This is a genomic window from Rothia nasisuis, assembly GCF_928381405.1.
GTDB lineage: Bacteria > Actinomycetota > Actinomycetes > Actinomycetales > Micrococcaceae > Rothia > Rothia nasisuis.
This window is the reverse complement of the sequence record NZ_CAKMSB010000005.1, coordinates 77,475-91,164: the sequence shown is the minus strand read 5'-3', so window position 1 is coordinate 91,164 and position 13,690 is coordinate 77,475. Positions and strand designations below refer to the sequence as shown.

Sequence of the window (13,690 nt, the reverse complement as noted above, 5' to 3'; positions counted from 1 at the left end):
GAGCGCTCAGACCGTAGGCACCCCCTGGGTCAACATGGCCGTTTTTGGGGCCTTCGTCCTTGCCACCATGGTGGTGGTACTGCGTGCATCCAAGAACAATAAAACCGCTGCCGACTACTACGCCGGCGGGCGCTCCTTCAGCGGAACCCAAAATGGCTTGGCCATTGCCGGTGATTATCTCTCGGCAGCCTCCTTTCTGGGAATCGTCGGCGCTATCGCCCTGCAGGGCTACGACGGCTTCCTCTACTCCATCGGCTTTCTCGTAGCCTGGCTGGTGGCGCTCCTCCTCGTGGCTGAGCCTCTGCGCAATACTGGTAAGTTCACCATGGCAGACGTGCTTTCCTTCCGCCTACGGCAGCGCCCCGTCCGCATCGCAGCCTGTATTTCAACCCTGGCCGTCACCCTCTTCTATCTGCTTGCTCAGATGGCAGGTGCCGGTGCGCTGGTCTCCCTGCTCATGGGCATTAGCTCCAAGGCGGGCCAGTCGCTGGTGATTATCATTGTGGGCGTGCTCATGATTGTCTATGTGCTTATCGGCGGCATGAAGGGCACCACCTGGGTTCAGATTATTAAGGCTGTGCTGCTGGTTTCAGGCGTAGCTATTATGACCGTATGGATCCTGGCTATCTATGGGTTCAACTTCTCTGCCATGCTAGGTTCTGCCGTTGAAACCTCCGGCAACCCCGCCATCCTTGAACCCGGTCTTAAGTACGGTCTCAACGACCTGACCAAGCTCGACTTTATTTCTCTCTCCCTGGCCCTGGTCTTCGGCGCAGCGGGTCTGCCTCACGTGCTGATGCGTTTCTACACGGTTCCCACTGCCAAAGAAGCCCGTAAATCTGTGGTCTGGGCGATTGTGCTCATTGGCCTCTTCTACCTCTTCACTCTGGTGCTGGGCTTCGGAGCAGCAGCGCTCGTTGGTGCGGACGCTATTACGGCAGCACCCGGTGGCGTCAACTCCGCAGCACCACTGCTGGCCTTCGAGCTTGGTGGCTCCCTGCTCATGGGCGTCATCGCCGCGGTAGCCTTTGCAACCATTCTTGCGGTTGTTGCGGGGCTTGCTATCACCGCATCCGCCTCGTTTGCCCATGACATCTACACCAACGTTATTTGCAAGGGTAAGGCTGACCCCCGTAAGGAAATTCGGGTGGCAAAGACTACCGTGGTTGTTATCGGCCTGTTTTCCATTGCCGGTGGCATCGGTGCCCAGGGGCAGAACGTGGCCTTCCTGGTGGCGCTCGCCTTTGCGGTCGCCGCCTCTGCCAACCTGCCCACCATCGTCTACTCTCTTTTCTGGAAGGGGTTCAAGACGCGCGGGGCCCTCTGGTCAATGTACGGCGGTTTGAGTATTTCGGTGATTCTGATTATCTTCTCACCGGTTATGTCTGGAGCCGAATCGTCCATGATTCCTGCTGCTGACTTTGCCTGGTTCCCCCTAGCCAACCCCGGTATTGTGGCTATTCCGGCCGCCTTTCTGCTGGGCTTTTTGGGTTCGCTCGGTGGCGAGAAGGAAGACGAGATTAAGCAGGCAGAGATGGAGGTTCGCTCCCTCACCGGTGTCGGTGCAGAAGGTGCGATTGACCACTAAAATCTGCATGAAACCGAGGGTGCGCGCTTTGTCCCCTAGCCAGCTGATTGTTTGAGCGGTGAAGTAGTATCTGTAACCTACTTAGTGTTGTCTCGGCATCTGAGCTATACTCAAAGGGTACTGATTGTTCGGGTGAATCCGATCCCGAACAAGGCGCACACATACAGAAAGAAGGATGATATGTCTATCCTCGGTTGGATTGTTCTCGGCCTCATTGCCGGTGCACTTGCAAAGCTCATCATGCCCGGTAAGCAGGGCGGCGGTATTATCGTCACCATGGTTCTCGGCATCGTCGGTGCTCTGCTCGGTGGTTTCATCGGTAGCTTCATCCCTGGCCTCTCAGACGGTATCCAGAGCTTCAGCATTGGCACCCTCTTTACCGCCGTTGTTGGCTCACTGATTGTGCTGTGGATTTACGGCGCGGTCACCAAGAACAGGGCCTAAGCTAACCGGCACCCGCAAGTGCCTCCCCGCTTAACATGACGGCGGGCGTCCTTTCACTGCAAAGGGCGCCCGCCGTTTTTCATGCCCTACCAGGGCGCGTGGGCAAGAGAACACACAACCCTGCTGCCTATAGCGGGGCACCGCCGGTAGGGTTGTGGGCAACACAGACACAGCAGAGGGACGGACGGTAAACATGAAAAGCATCGCCAGAATACTGAGGGCATCACGGGAACTCACGCCCTATTTCGTTGGAATTATCGTCTGTGCGGTGCTCACCAGCGCCACCTCTCTGCTTGCTCCCTTCATCATCTCCGGTGCAGCAGACACCGTAGTGGGCCATCTCAACGGCTCAGAACCCACCACCGGGGCAACCATCGCCTGGTTTGCCGCCGCCTACCTAGCAGCCCAGCTTTTCAGTGTGCTCACCACCAACGTAGGTGGCTACATCGGTGACGTAATGAGCCAGCGAATGCGCACCCTCCTCTCAGCGCGCTACTACGAGAAACTGCTCAGCCTGCCGCTTTCCTACTTCGACACCGAGCTGACCGGAACCATCATTGCCCGGCTCAACCGTTCTATCACCGAGGTCACCAACTTCGTCAAGACCATGAGCAACACCTTTATCTCGCTGATGCTCACCACGGTTTCGGTCATCGTGATTAGCTCCATTTACTACTGGCCGCTCGGTTTGCTGCTGGTGATTATCTTTCCGGTCTACTTCTGGCTCACCGGCAAAACCAGCGCTCGGTGGCAGGTATGGGAGGGCGAAAAGAACGAGAACATTGATATCGCCTCGGGCCGCTTCGCTGAGGTGATTGGGCAGATTCGCGTGGTCAAATCCTTTGGCCGGGAGCGCCGAGAGCTCACCGACTTTGGCAGCCGCTTTGAGAAAACCATAGGCCTGACCCGTGCCCAGTCACGGTTCTGGCACTCGATGGATGTGGCCCGCCTGAGCTTTCTTAACCTTATTTTCTTTTGCCTCTACCTGCTGATTTTCCTGCGCACCCTGGCCGGTGATTTCACTATCGGTGACATGGTTCTGCTGATTCAGCTACTGGCCATGGCTGTTGCCCCCATCAATTCGCTCTCTTGGATTGTTGACACAGCCCAGCGCGCTATCGCTGGCTCTAAGGACTACTTTGAGGTCATGGAACGGGAGTCGGACGCCCGCGCCCTGGCTATTACCGCCGGAGCGGGGGCGGAGCGTCCGGCTGCTACAGATAGTGGGGCCGCGCCATCTCCCGCTGTGTCTGCTGAGCCCGGTGCTGAGCTGGTGCGCTTTGAGGGGGTGACCTTCGGTTATGACGGTGAGGGTGATGTGCTCCATGGCATTGACCTGAGCGTGAAGCGCGGTGAACGCATCGCCTTTGTAGGGGAGTCAGGTGGTGGCAAATCCACCCTCATGGCCCTGTTGGAGGGACTCTATGACCCCCGCGAGGGGCGGGTGCTGGTTGACGGTCTGGACATCGCCGGTAGTGATCTGGCAAAGGTTCGCTCCCTCATCGGCATGGTCTTTCAGGATGCCTCACTCTTTTCAGGCACCATTGCAGAGAACATCGCCTACGGCCGCCCGTCCGCGTCCTTGCAAGAAGTCGTTCACGCAGCCCAGAAAGCTAACGCCCACGACTTTATCTCGAAGTTTGCGGACGGCTACGACTCGCTCATCGGCGAGCGCGGGCTCAAACTGTCGGGCGGGCAGAAACAGCGCATCGCTATCGCCCGGGCCATGCTCAAGGACGCGCCCATCCTGATTCTTGATGAGGCCACCAGTGCTCTAGATACTAAGGCCGAGCGGGCTGTGCAGAAGGGCCTGGAGGAGCTGATGGAGGGGCGAACCTCCCTGATTATTGCCCACCGTCTCTCAACTATTGCCACGGTTGACAGGATCGTTACCCTCAAGGACGGCCGCATTGACGAGGTGGGTACCCCGGCTGAGCTGGCGGCGTCCGGCGGTATCTACGCCGAACTGCTGGGCCTGCAGACCGAGGGCGGTAAGGCCAGCAAGAAGAAGCTGCAGAGCTTCGACATCGTCGGCTAGCCGGGTAGGTACCATCTGAGTCAGAAATGACCACGAACCAGGTGGGTTTTTCTCACTCAGATGGTACCTACCGGGGTGTAGAACTGTAGGTATGAAGAATTCGACCGTGAAAACCCTGACCGGTGGCCTGGCCCTTGCCACCGCCGGGCACCTTGCTTTCTGGGGCTACCAGCAGCATAAGTACGTCCACCCGGAACTTCGCCACTGGCGCCTCTTTATCGCCCCGCGCCCCGGCTACATGGCCTTGAAAGGACGCTACTCGCGCGAGCCCCGTCGCAACTTTGAGCAGGTCGCGCCCCCTGCCCCCGGCGTCCGCGTCGAGATGGTCAATGTTGCCCAGCCCGGCCTGCCCGGGGGCCTGCCCTGCTTCCTCAACCTGCCCAAGCAACGTCAGTACGACGGGGCTGTGCTCTGGATTCACGGGGGCGGGCATGTGCTCGGTTCGGCAGGCCCCGACCAGACCAAAGTCTCGCAGCTGGCCGCTGACCTGGGCGTGCCCGTTCTCTCCGTTGAATACCGCAATGCCGGTGAAGCCCCCTTTCCCGCAGACCTGGACGACTGCTACGCCGCCCTGCGCTGGCTCCAAACCCAGGCCAAGGACTACAAGATCAACCCGGCCAAAATTGCGGTAGCTGGCTCCAGCGCCGGTGGCGGCCTGGCTGCTTCCCTGGTGCAAAAAGCCCTGGATGCCGGCCACCCGGTGGGCTTCCAGCTGCTGATCTACCCCATGCTCGATGACCGCACTGACCGCCCCGCCCAGGCAGGCCAGGGCCGCTGGCTCTGGACGGCCCTCGATAACAAACTGGCCTGGTCATATTACCTGGGAGGACGTGCGGGCGCAGCTTCCCTGCCCGACTACGCCGCCCCTGCCCGCCGCCAGAACCTGGAGGGCCTGCCGGCGGCCTGGATCGGGGTGGGCGATATTGACCTCTTCTACTCCGAGGATCACTCCTACCACCAGCGCCTGCTGGCGGCCGGGGTCGAATCGACCTTCTACGAGGTGCCGGGCATGTACCACGATGCTCCGGGGCTGAAGCCCCATGCCCCGGTCGTCCGCGAACTCGAAGCCGCCCAGCGCGCAGCCCTGCGGGACTTCTTCGAGAAATAAGAGGCGAAGCCAGTTGGCAGACCTGTGAGAAAATAGGTACATGCGATTTGGCTCAACACAGCGCTTTGGCATCTCCCGCGATACTCTCACCGACCAGCTAGCAGACTTCCTGAAAGATGGGCGGACGGTCACCCTGCTCGGCTCTACCGGCTCCATTGGCACCCAGGGGGTGCAGGTCATTGACCACCTCAACTCCCTGGCCGGGGCTGAAACCGCAAGCAAGGACGCTCCCGTGCGCCTTCTTGCCCTCTCAGCCGGGGCCCGCTCCCTGCCCCTGCTGGCAGAGCAGGCTGCCCGCCTGCGTCCGCAGCTGGTCGCCACCAGTGGCACCGAGGCGGACGCGGCCACCCTGCGCTCCCTGCTAGCTGAGCTGGCACCGGGCTACAGCCCCCAGATTGAGTGGGGGGCGGACGCCGCGACCGCAGCTGCCCGGGCCGGAGCGGACGTCGTCCTCAACGGCATCACCGGCTCTATCGGACTGGAACCCACCCTGGCTGCTCTACAGGCCGGTTCCCAGGTGGCTCTGGCGAACAAGGAATCCCTGATTGCCGGCGGTGAGCTGGTCAAGGCTGCCGTGGACGCTTCGCCCCTGGAGCAGCCCATGATCCCGGTGGATTCTGAGCACTCGGCCCTGGCCCAGGCCCTGGCCTCGGGCACCGACCGAGAGATTGACCGGCTGGTGCTCACTGCCTCGGGCGGTCCCTTTAGGGGCATGACCTATGAGCAGTTGCGGGAGGTCACCCCGGCCCAGGCCCTGGCCCACCCCACCTGGGATATGGGCCTGGTGGTGACCACTAACTCGGCTTCTATGGTTAATAAGGCTCTGGAGGTGCTGGAGGCCCATCACCTCTTCGGCATTGGTTTGGACCGTATTGACGTCACCGTCCACCGCCAGTCGGTGGTTCATTCTATGGTGCAGTTTGTGGACGGTTCCACCCTGGCCCAGGCCTCCCCGCCCACCATGCTGCTGCCCATTGCCTTAGGGCTAACCTGGCCCCACCGGATTCCGGGTATCGCTCAGCCCTGTGACTGGTCACAGGCTACCGAGTGGACCTTCGAACCCCTGGATGATAAAGCCTTCCCGGCAGTGGAGATGATTAAGGCGGCTGGCCAGCGGGGTGGCACCTTCCCGGCCGTCTTCAACGCGGCGAACGAGGAGGCGGTGGCGGCCTTCCACGCCGGGGCCATTCGTTTTACCGACATGATTGAGGCAACCGGTCGGGTGCTTGATGAGCACGCTAGTTCTTCAGCCCTGGCCGAGTCTGGCTCCCTGACCCTGGAGGCGGTGCTGGAGGCCGAGCGCTGGGCCCGCACCCGCGCTAACCAGATTCTGGGGCAGGCCTAGATAGCTCGCCTCCTAGCTTCGATAGAGCATAAGGACGCCCCGCCCCGGCTCCCTGCCCTGAGGCAGGAAAGTGGGAGGGGGCGTCCTTAATCTCTTACCTAGGGTTTGCTTGCCTGCCTACTGAGCCGAGAACACCTGGCTACCGGCAACAGCGGTGGAGCCCAGGTCACTTGCCTGTAGAGCCTGGCCCGCGGCGAGGGCTTCAAGCCACTCGGCCGTCGAGGCAACGGCTGCCCAGTTAGAGTTCAGAAGAACCATCAGAGTCTCATGAACCTGCCGGGCTGAGGCTTCACCAGCCGAGTTCTTCATGTGGATTGCTCCAGTGGCGTCAGAGAGAACCTCAACTTTAAAGCCCAGGGTTTCAGCGTGGGCTGCGGTAGCCAGCACACAGTTATTGGTCATATAACCCACCAAGGTCAGGGTATCGACTCCGCGATCTTTGAGTCCCTGAACCAGGGCGTCATCGGCCAGCGCTGAGGAGAAGGCCTTGGTAGATACCAGCCAGCTGTCGTCCTGGGCCTCAGAAATGCTAGGGCGGTTTTTCTGGCTCTCGGAGCCTCGGGCAAAGACCGGGGCGCCTTCAGGTAGCTCGTGCTGGATTAGGGCAAGGGGAAGTCCTGCCTGCTGGGCTGCCGCGATGCTGCGGTTGATCTGGGCTTCTGAGGTATCACGGGCCGGGTATTGGATGGCCAGAGGGCCCTTAAAGTATTCTTCCTGAACATCGATGATGAGAAGAGCGCGAGTAGGTGACATGGTTGTCCTTCCGATGTTTGGTTACTATGGTGCTACCAGCCTAGAGCCGGGGAAGAGGGGAGTGTGAGTGTCAGATATGACCACTATCGATGAAAAAGGGACAATGTGAAGATTGCTGTACTTGCTTTTGACGGAATGACCCTCTTTCATCTCTCAACCCCGCTTTTGGTGGCGGGTGAGGTAGCGGTCCGAAGGTCGGGGCGGGGCTGGGCTACCACTATCTGTTCTTTAACCGGTGAAGATATCGTCACCGACGAGGGGGTCAGGGTATCTGTGCAGGGGCGGCTAGCAGATGTGCTGGATGCTGACTGCTACATGGTGCCTGCCTGGGGTAACGATCTTCCGCCAGTACCTGCGGAGCTCACCCGTTTTCTACGGGAGCGGTGGGCAGACGGTGCAATGCTGATGGGGCTGTGCCTTGGTGCTTTTGTGCTGTGTAAGGCCGGGGTACTGGACGGACGGGCGGCGACGACCCACTGGGCATGCGGGGCTGAACTGCAAAGCCGCTTCCCCACAGTGGATGTGAAGGCTGAAGCGCTGTATATCGACCACGGGGACGTTATGACCTCTGCCGGGACGGCAGCTGCACTTGATGCCTGTTTGCATTTGGTCCGGAGGGAGCTGGGGGCTGATATTGCGGCTCAGGTAGCCGCACAGTTGGTGATTGCGCCCCATCGGGAGGGAAATCAGACCCAGCATGTGGTGCGTCAGCTACCTCAGTCAGATAGTCCCGACCGTATTTCTGAGTTGCTGGAGTTTATTGATACCCACCTAGAGCATGACTTGAGTGTGGATGCTTTGGCTAGGAGGGTTGCTATGAGTGGCCGGCATTTGACGCGACGTTTTGTGCAGGTGACCGGGGTGACGCCTGCTGTGTGGGTGAAGCAACGGAGGCTGGACGCGGCCAGGCGGCTTCTTGAGAGTACTCAGCTGAGTATTGCTCAGGTATCTGAACAAACGGGGTTTCACAGTACAACTACCTTTAGGCAGGCCTTTGTGAAAGCATTTGCCACTAGTCCCTTGTCGTACCGACAGCGCTTTACCCGGTAGAAGAAACAGATGACCCCCTCGTTTCTCTCTTCACCCCGAGATAATCCATGGGGTGAAGAGAGAAACAAGGGGGTCATCGTTTGATGTATGGAGTCTAGAAGACGGTGAGGCCTCGTGCGCGGAAGATGTCGCGGGCATCTTCGGTGGCCTCACGGCTGGGCGGGTGCACGCCCTTGAGCTTGTAGTCGTAGCCCAGGGACTCCCACTTGTCGGTACCCATCTGGTGGAAGGGCAATACCTCAACCCGTTCAACGACGTTGCGCCAGCGGCAGACGATATCGGCTACCTTTTCGATATTGTCGGGATCGTCGGTGTAGCCGGGTACCAGCACAAAGCGGATCCAGATTTTCTTGCCCAGGGCTGAGAGCCTGTCGCCGAAGTCGATGGTGGGTTGTAGGGCGCGGCCGGTGAGCTGCCGGTAGACCTCCTCAGAACCCGATTTAACATCGAGCAGCACCAAATCAACGTTGTCGAGGAATTCGTCTGAAGCCTGGGCCCCGAGAAACCCTGAGGTGTCGATGCAGGTGTGAATGCCCAGGGATTTGGCGCTCATGAGGATGTTCTCGGCGAAGGGGCGTTGCATGAGCACTTCTCCGCCTGAGATGGTGATGCCGCCGCCGGTGGCTTTGAAGACCTTGCGCATGCGCTTGATTTTTTTGATGAGGTCGGCGGCCATGACGGGTTTGCCGTCCTTCATGTTGAAGGTGTCGGGGTTGTGGCAGTAGAGGCAGCGCAGGGGGCAGCCGTTCATGAAGATGGTCATGCGGGTGCCGGGCCCATCAACGGCAGTCACCAGCTCCCAGGAGTGCACAGACCCTAGTTGGCCTTCGCGCATGAGCTTGAGCTGGGCGGAGCGTTCTAGTTCGGTCAGCTCACCCAGGCCCCAGGTGCCGGCCCCGGAATGCCGGTCCGCCGGCGGAGCAAATGCTAGCTCGCCGGCGGTATCGGTTATCTCGTGAGAGATATCAAGTGACATGAAGAATCACTAGGCTCCGTGGTGGAAGGTGCGGGAGAGTACGTCCAGCTGCTGTTCGCGGGTCAGGCGCACGAAGTTGACGGCGTAGCCTGAGACGCGGACGGTCAGGTTGGGGTACTTGTCGGGGTTCTCCATGGCGTCCTCAAGGGTTTCGCGGTTGAGGACGTTGATGTTGGCGTGGTAGAGGCCCTTGGGGGCGGTCTTGTTGGCGCGGTTTGCCTTCATGGATGCGAGGCGCTCTTCGTAGGTCTTGACGGCCATGATGTTCTCCTTAGTGGTGAGTTAATGAGGTTGCGATCCCGGTAGAGGGGTGCCAGCCAGCTGGCTCGGGGCTGGCGTTAAGGGTGCTGGTGGGCACCCCTCTACCGGTGTTGCTGAATCTATTGAGTTTTAGTCCTCTTCAGGAATAAATCCTGCGTCCAAGATTCCGACCAGGTTGGTGACCTGTTCTTCCTTGGTGCGGCCGAGGGCGGTGGGGGTGATGGTGTTGGTCAGGGAGATGCCGTCGAGGGCGTCTTCGTAGTCCAGCTTGCCAACGGAGAGCATGGAGGCGACCATGCCGTGGGTGTCCATGCCGTTTTCGGGGTTGGCGCCAGGGGAGAAGGGGGTGCCTGCGCGGTGGCCGGAGGGGAAGTTGCCGGTTGCCTTGCCATAGACCACGTTGGAGGTGATGGTCAGGACGGACTGGGTGGGGATGGCGTCGCGGTAGAGGGGGATTGCCTTAATCTTTTCCATGACGGTGTGGACGATGGTGGCGGCGATGTCGTCGGCCCGGTCGTCGTCGTTGCCGTAGGCGGGGAAGTCGCCTTCGGTGATGTAGTCGACGATGAGGCCGGTATCGTCGCGCACGGGGGTGACGGTGGCGTACTTGATGGCTGAAAGTGAATCAGCAACGATGGAGAGGCCGGCGATGCCGCAACCCATGGCTCGGATGATGTCTGAGTCATGCAGGGCCATTTCGATGGACTCGTAGGCGTACTTGTCGTGGCTGTAGTGGATGATGTTGAGGGCTTCGACGTAGGTAGCGATGACCCAGTCGAGCATTTCTTCGTACTTGAGCCAGACTTCGTCGAAGTCGAGGGGGCCGTCGCCCTTGATGGGTTCGTAGCCTTCTACGATGAGTTTGCCGGTCATTTCGTCGCGTCCGCCGTTGAGGGCGTAGAGCAGGGCTTTGGCGGCATTGACGCGGGCGCCGAAGAACTGCATCTGCTTGCCGATTTTCATGGGGGAGACGCAGCAGGCGATGGCGACGTCGTCGCCCCACTGTTCACGAATCTGGGGGTCGGATTCGTACTGGATGGAGGAGGTTTCGATGGAGATGGCGGAGCAGAATTCCTTGTAACCGGTGGGGAGGTTTTCGTCCCAGAAGATGGTGATGTTGGGTTCGGGGGCGGGGCCTAGGTTACGCAGGGTTTGCAGCAGGCGGAAGGAGGTTTTGGTGACCAGGGTGCGGCCGTCATCGGCGAAGCCGCCGTCTGACCAGGTGGCCCAGTAGGGGTCGCCGGAGAAGATCTGGTCGTAGTCGATGGTGCGCAGGAAACGGACGATGCGGAGTTTGATGACCAGGGCGTCAATCATTTCCTGGGCGTCGGTTTCGGTGATGAGGCCGGCGGCCAGGTCACGTTCGAAGTAGACGTCCAGGAAGCCGGAGAGGCGGCCGATGGACATGGCGGCGCCGTCCTGGGACTTGACGGAGGCCAGGTAGGCGAAATAGGTCCACTGGACTGCTTCGGCGGCGGTGCGGGCGGGGCCGGAAATATCGAAGCCGTAGAGGGCTGCCATCTTCTTGAGGCGCTTGAGGGCCTTAATCTGTTCTGAGTGCTCTTCGCGGAAGCGGGCCCAGTGTTCTGAGAAGCCCTGGTCGCCTACGGCGTGCTTGGCGCGTTCCTTATCGGCGATGAGGTTGTCAACGCCGTAGAGGGCCACGCGGCGGTAGTCACCGATGATGCGGCCACGGCCGTAGGCATCGGGCAGGCCGGTGATGATGTGGGAGGAACGGGCTGCGCGAATACGCGGGGTGTAGATATCGAAGACGGCGTCGTTGTGGGTCTTGCGGTATTCGGTGAAGATTTTCTTGATGTTCTCATCGGGTTCTTTACCGGCTTCGCGAATAGCGGTTTCAACCATGCGCCAGCCGCCGTTGGGCATCATGGCGCGTTTGAGGGGAACGTCGGTTTGCAGGCCGACGATGACGTTGTCGTCCTCTGAGATGTAGCCTGCGGGGAAGGCGTCGATTTCTGCTGGGGTGTGGGTGTCTACGTCATAGACGCGGTTTTTACGTTCGACGGAGAGGTAGTTCTTTTCGAGGGTGTCCCAGACGCGCAGGGTCTTGTCGGTGGGCCCGGCGAGGAAGGCCGCATCGCCTTCGTAGGGGGTGTAGTTAGCGAGGACGAAGCCGCGCACGTCGATGCTGTCTTGCCAGGGGCCGGGGGCGAAGCCTTCCCAGGCGATGGTGGATTGTTCGTTGACAAAGACTCCCGGTGCGGGGGCTTCAACCTGTGCAGTCATGATGAGTGCTCCTCGTGAAGTGATGGGGTGGCGCCTCTGCTGAGGTGGCGCTTTCATCTTTTATTCTGCCTAGTCTGCCCACCAAAATAAAAGAGGTATCTGCAATGCTAAAGATCTGCCTGGGCCGTAAAGCTGGGCTGAAAGTGCTGGTCACGCGCATATGATGTGCGTGCTGGGTTCTTTTCTTGCCGCCAAGAGTGGCCCACAGAACTCCGGGGGGAGCTCTCTTTGACTGAATATGACGTTAGAGCCAAACTGACCTAAAAGTAAGGGTTAGCCGCACCCACTCATTTTAAAGAACCCACCCGAACCTGTCAGTGTGGGCAAACTCTAAGCTGTGGGCGGGGTGCATTAGCGGGGTTGATCGCGTACTCTGGCAGGTGTCCCGACTGCCTGTTGCAAGCAGGTAACCCTAGCCTTCGGAGTACATGTGACCGCCCTCCTATTCATTGCCGGTGTTCTGCTGATGGCCCTGGCCATTATTGTCTCCATAGCCCTGCACGAAGTAGGGCACCTGGTGCCCGCCAAACTTTTTGGCGTGCGCGTTCCCCAGTACATGATCGGTTTCGGCAAAACCATCTTCTCCTGGCGGCGCGGTGAAACCGAATACGGCTTTAAGGCTTTACCCCTGGGCGGCTATATCTCCATGATTGGCATGTACCCGCCCGGCAAAGAGGGGGCGGACGGACGCGCCGGCGGCACCAGCCCCCTACAGCAGCTTGCCCGCGAAGCAAGGGCGGCGGACGCTGAACGTATTACCGAGGCTGATCAGGGCAGACTCTTCTACCAGCTACCGGTCTATAAGCGCATCATCATTATGCTGGGTGGGCCTTTCATGAACCTGCTCATTGGTGTGGTGGCAACCGCGGTGCTTGTTACCGGTTTTGGCTCCTATCAGCCGACCACCAGCGTCCAGACCGTTGCCCAGTGTGTGCAAACGGTTGATGCCACCAACGCCAATACAGCTAACTCCACCGAGTGCGGGGCAGAAGACCCGCAGTCCCCTGCCAACGCTGCGGGACTACAACCCGGGGACGTCATTACCTCCTTCGCCGGGCAGGACATCAGTAGCTGGGACCAGCTCACTGAGCTTATCCGCGCCAACGCGGAAGGTGCCGTCCCTATGACCGTGCAACGCGGTAACCAGACCCTCGAGATGACGATTACCCCCATGCTGACCGTACGCCCCGTCTACGACGAGCTGACCGGCACCTATAAGGTGAACGGCGATGGTTCATACCAGACCGAGGAGGTGGGCTTCATCGGCATCGGGCCTTCGAGCGAACTCACGCCGGGTACCGTTGGAGAAGTTGTGCCCACCGTCGGCCAGTCACTGGAACGCATCGGTGCGACCCTCATTAAGCTACCCGCCCGCGTTTACGGCGTGGCCGTCACGCTGGCCACCAACGGTGAACGTGATGTGAACAGCCCGGTTTCTGTGGTGGGGGTGGGGCGTATCGCCGGTGAAATTGCAGCCCATGATCAAATAATTCTGCGCGATAAGGCAGCCTCACTGGTCTCGTTGATTGCGCAGATGAACCTGATGCTTTTCGCCTTCAACCTCATTCCGCTGCTGCCGCTGGACGGTGGGCACGTGCTTGGCGCCCTCTGGGAAGGGTTCCGCCGCAAGACCGCGCGCCTGCTCGGACGCCGCGACCCCGGCCCCTTCGACCCCGTCAAGCTTCTGCCTTTGACCTATGTGGTTGCAGGTGCCTTTCTGCTGATGACCGTGATTCTGGTGGCGGCGGATATCTTCAAGCCGGTGAACGTCCTATAAATACGCCAGGGCTCAATTTTGTGTAAAAATGGGGTGTTTTTCTACACAAAATTGAGCCCTCGCGGCATATGCCAGCTCAACGTCCGTCCCCATAGAAGCGTGG

11 protein-coding genes are annotated in these 13,690 nt (G+C 60.0%); 7 read left to right on the top strand and 4 right to left on the bottom strand.

The window, feature by feature from the left end:
- The first annotated feature begins 34 nt into the window (after positions 1-34).
- The 5 genes from L6966_RS05970 (at position 35) to dxr (ending at position 6,523) form a co-directional block, all read left to right on the top strand.
- Positions 35-1,588 carry a solute symporter family protein gene (locus L6966_RS05970; RefSeq protein WP_219336375.1) on the top strand — a complete coding sequence of 518 codons (1,554 nt, stop codon included), beginning with the start codon at positions 35-37 and terminating at the stop codon, positions 1,586-1,588.
- A gap of 180 nt (positions 1,589-1,768) precedes the next feature.
- Positions 1,769-2,032 carry a GlsB/YeaQ/YmgE family stress response membrane protein gene (locus L6966_RS05965; RefSeq protein ID WP_083093482.1) on the top strand — a complete coding sequence of 88 codons (264 nt, stop codon included), beginning with the start codon at positions 1,769-1,771 and terminating at the stop codon, positions 2,030-2,032.
- Between the two features lie 193 nt (positions 2,033-2,225).
- Positions 2,226-4,070: an ABC transporter ATP-binding protein gene (locus L6966_RS05960; RefSeq protein ID WP_083093484.1), complete on the top strand. Its 1,845-nt coding sequence runs from the start codon at positions 2,226-2,228 to the stop codon at positions 4,068-4,070.
- Between the two features lie 91 nt (positions 4,071-4,161).
- Positions 4,162-5,178 carry an alpha/beta hydrolase gene (locus L6966_RS05955; RefSeq protein ID WP_237233069.1) on the top strand — a complete coding sequence of 339 codons (1,017 nt, stop codon included), beginning with the start codon at positions 4,162-4,164 and terminating at the stop codon, positions 5,176-5,178.
- Positions 5,179-5,218: 40 nt separating this feature from the next.
- On the top strand, positions 5,219-6,523 hold the full coding sequence (gene dxr, locus L6966_RS05950; protein WP_237233068.1) for a 1-deoxy-D-xylulose-5-phosphate reductoisomerase: 1,305 nt from the start codon (positions 5,219-5,221) through the stop codon (positions 6,521-6,523).
- Positions 6,524-6,640: 117 nt separating this feature from the next.
- Here the strand turns inward: dxr and L6966_RS05945 are convergent, their stop codons facing one another.
- Complete coding sequence (locus tag L6966_RS05945; RefSeq protein ID WP_237233067.1) at positions 6,641-7,276, bottom strand: isochorismatase family protein; 636 nt, start codon at positions 7,274-7,276, stop codon at positions 6,641-6,643.
- Positions 7,277-7,381: 105 nt separating this feature from the next.
- Here L6966_RS05945 and L6966_RS05940 point away from each other — a divergent pair, with 105 nt between their 5' ends.
- The gene (locus tag L6966_RS05940) at positions 7,382-8,326 is read left to right on the top strand and encodes a GlxA family transcriptional regulator (RefSeq protein ID WP_237224545.1); all 945 of its coding nucleotides are present in this window, start codon (positions 7,382-7,384) and stop codon (positions 8,324-8,326) included.
- 94 nt (positions 8,327-8,420) lie between these two features.
- Here L6966_RS05940 and pflA read toward each other — a convergent pair whose 3' ends face one another.
- From pflA to L6966_RS05925, 3 genes are all read right to left on the bottom strand, one after another.
- Positions 8,421-9,302 (bottom strand): pyruvate formate-lyase-activating protein, encoded by an 882-nt coding sequence (gene pflA / locus L6966_RS05935; RefSeq protein ID WP_237233066.1) that lies wholly within the window; start codon positions 9,300-9,302, stop codon positions 8,421-8,423.
- Positions 9,303-9,311: 9 nt separating this feature from the next.
- Positions 9,312-9,563: an autonomous glycyl radical cofactor GrcA2 gene (grcA2, locus tag L6966_RS05930; RefSeq protein WP_083093496.1), complete on the bottom strand. Its 252-nt coding sequence runs from the start codon at positions 9,561-9,563 to the stop codon at positions 9,312-9,314.
- Between the two features lie 129 nt (positions 9,564-9,692).
- A complete protein-coding gene (locus tag L6966_RS05925; protein WP_237224547.1) occupies positions 9,693-11,810 on the bottom strand; it encodes a pyruvate formate lyase family protein in 2,118 nt (705 codons plus the stop codon).
- Positions 11,811-12,276: 466 nt separating this feature from the next.
- Here L6966_RS05925 and L6966_RS05920 point away from each other — a divergent pair, with 466 nt between their 5' ends.
- Positions 12,277-13,587 (top strand): M50 family metallopeptidase, encoded by a 1,311-nt coding sequence (locus L6966_RS05920; RefSeq protein WP_419721884.1) that lies wholly within the window; start codon positions 12,277-12,279, stop codon positions 13,585-13,587.
- Positions 13,588-13,690: the final 103 nt, after the last annotated feature.

Excerpts from the sequence above, each read along its gene's own strand:
- L6966_RS05970 (WP_219336375.1), top strand. The coding sequence starts at position 35 with ATGGCCGTTTTTGGGGCCTTCGTCCTTGCCACCATGGTGGTGGTACTG.
- L6966_RS05965 (WP_083093482.1), top strand. The coding sequence starts at position 1,769 with ATGTCTATCCTCGGTTGGATTGTTCTCGGCCTCATTGCCGGTGCACTT.
- L6966_RS05960 (WP_083093484.1), top strand. The coding sequence starts at position 2,226 with ATGAAAAGCATCGCCAGAATACTGAGGGCATCACGGGAACTCACGCCC.
- L6966_RS05955 (WP_237233069.1), top strand. The coding sequence starts at position 4,162 with ATGAAGAATTCGACCGTGAAAACCCTGACCGGTGGCCTGGCCCTTGCC.
- dxr (WP_237233068.1), top strand. The coding sequence starts at position 5,219 with ATGCGATTTGGCTCAACACAGCGCTTTGGCATCTCCCGCGATACTCTC.
- L6966_RS05945 (WP_237233067.1), bottom strand. The coding sequence starts at position 7,276 with ATGTCACCTACTCGCGCTCTTCTCATCATCGATGTTCAGGAAGAATAC.
- pflA (WP_237233066.1), bottom strand. The coding sequence starts at position 9,302 with ATGTCACTTGATATCTCTCACGAGATAACCGATACCGCCGGCGAGCTA.
- grcA2 (WP_083093496.1), bottom strand. The coding sequence starts at position 9,563 with ATGGCCGTCAAGACCTACGAAGAGCGCCTCGCATCCATGAAGGCAAAC.
- L6966_RS05925 (WP_237224547.1), bottom strand. The coding sequence starts at position 11,810 with ATGACTGCACAGGTTGAAGCCCCCGCACCGGGAGTCTTTGTCAACGAA.
- L6966_RS05920 (WP_419721884.1), top strand. The coding sequence starts at position 12,277 with ATGGCCCTGGCCATTATTGTCTCCATAGCCCTGCACGAAGTAGGGCAC.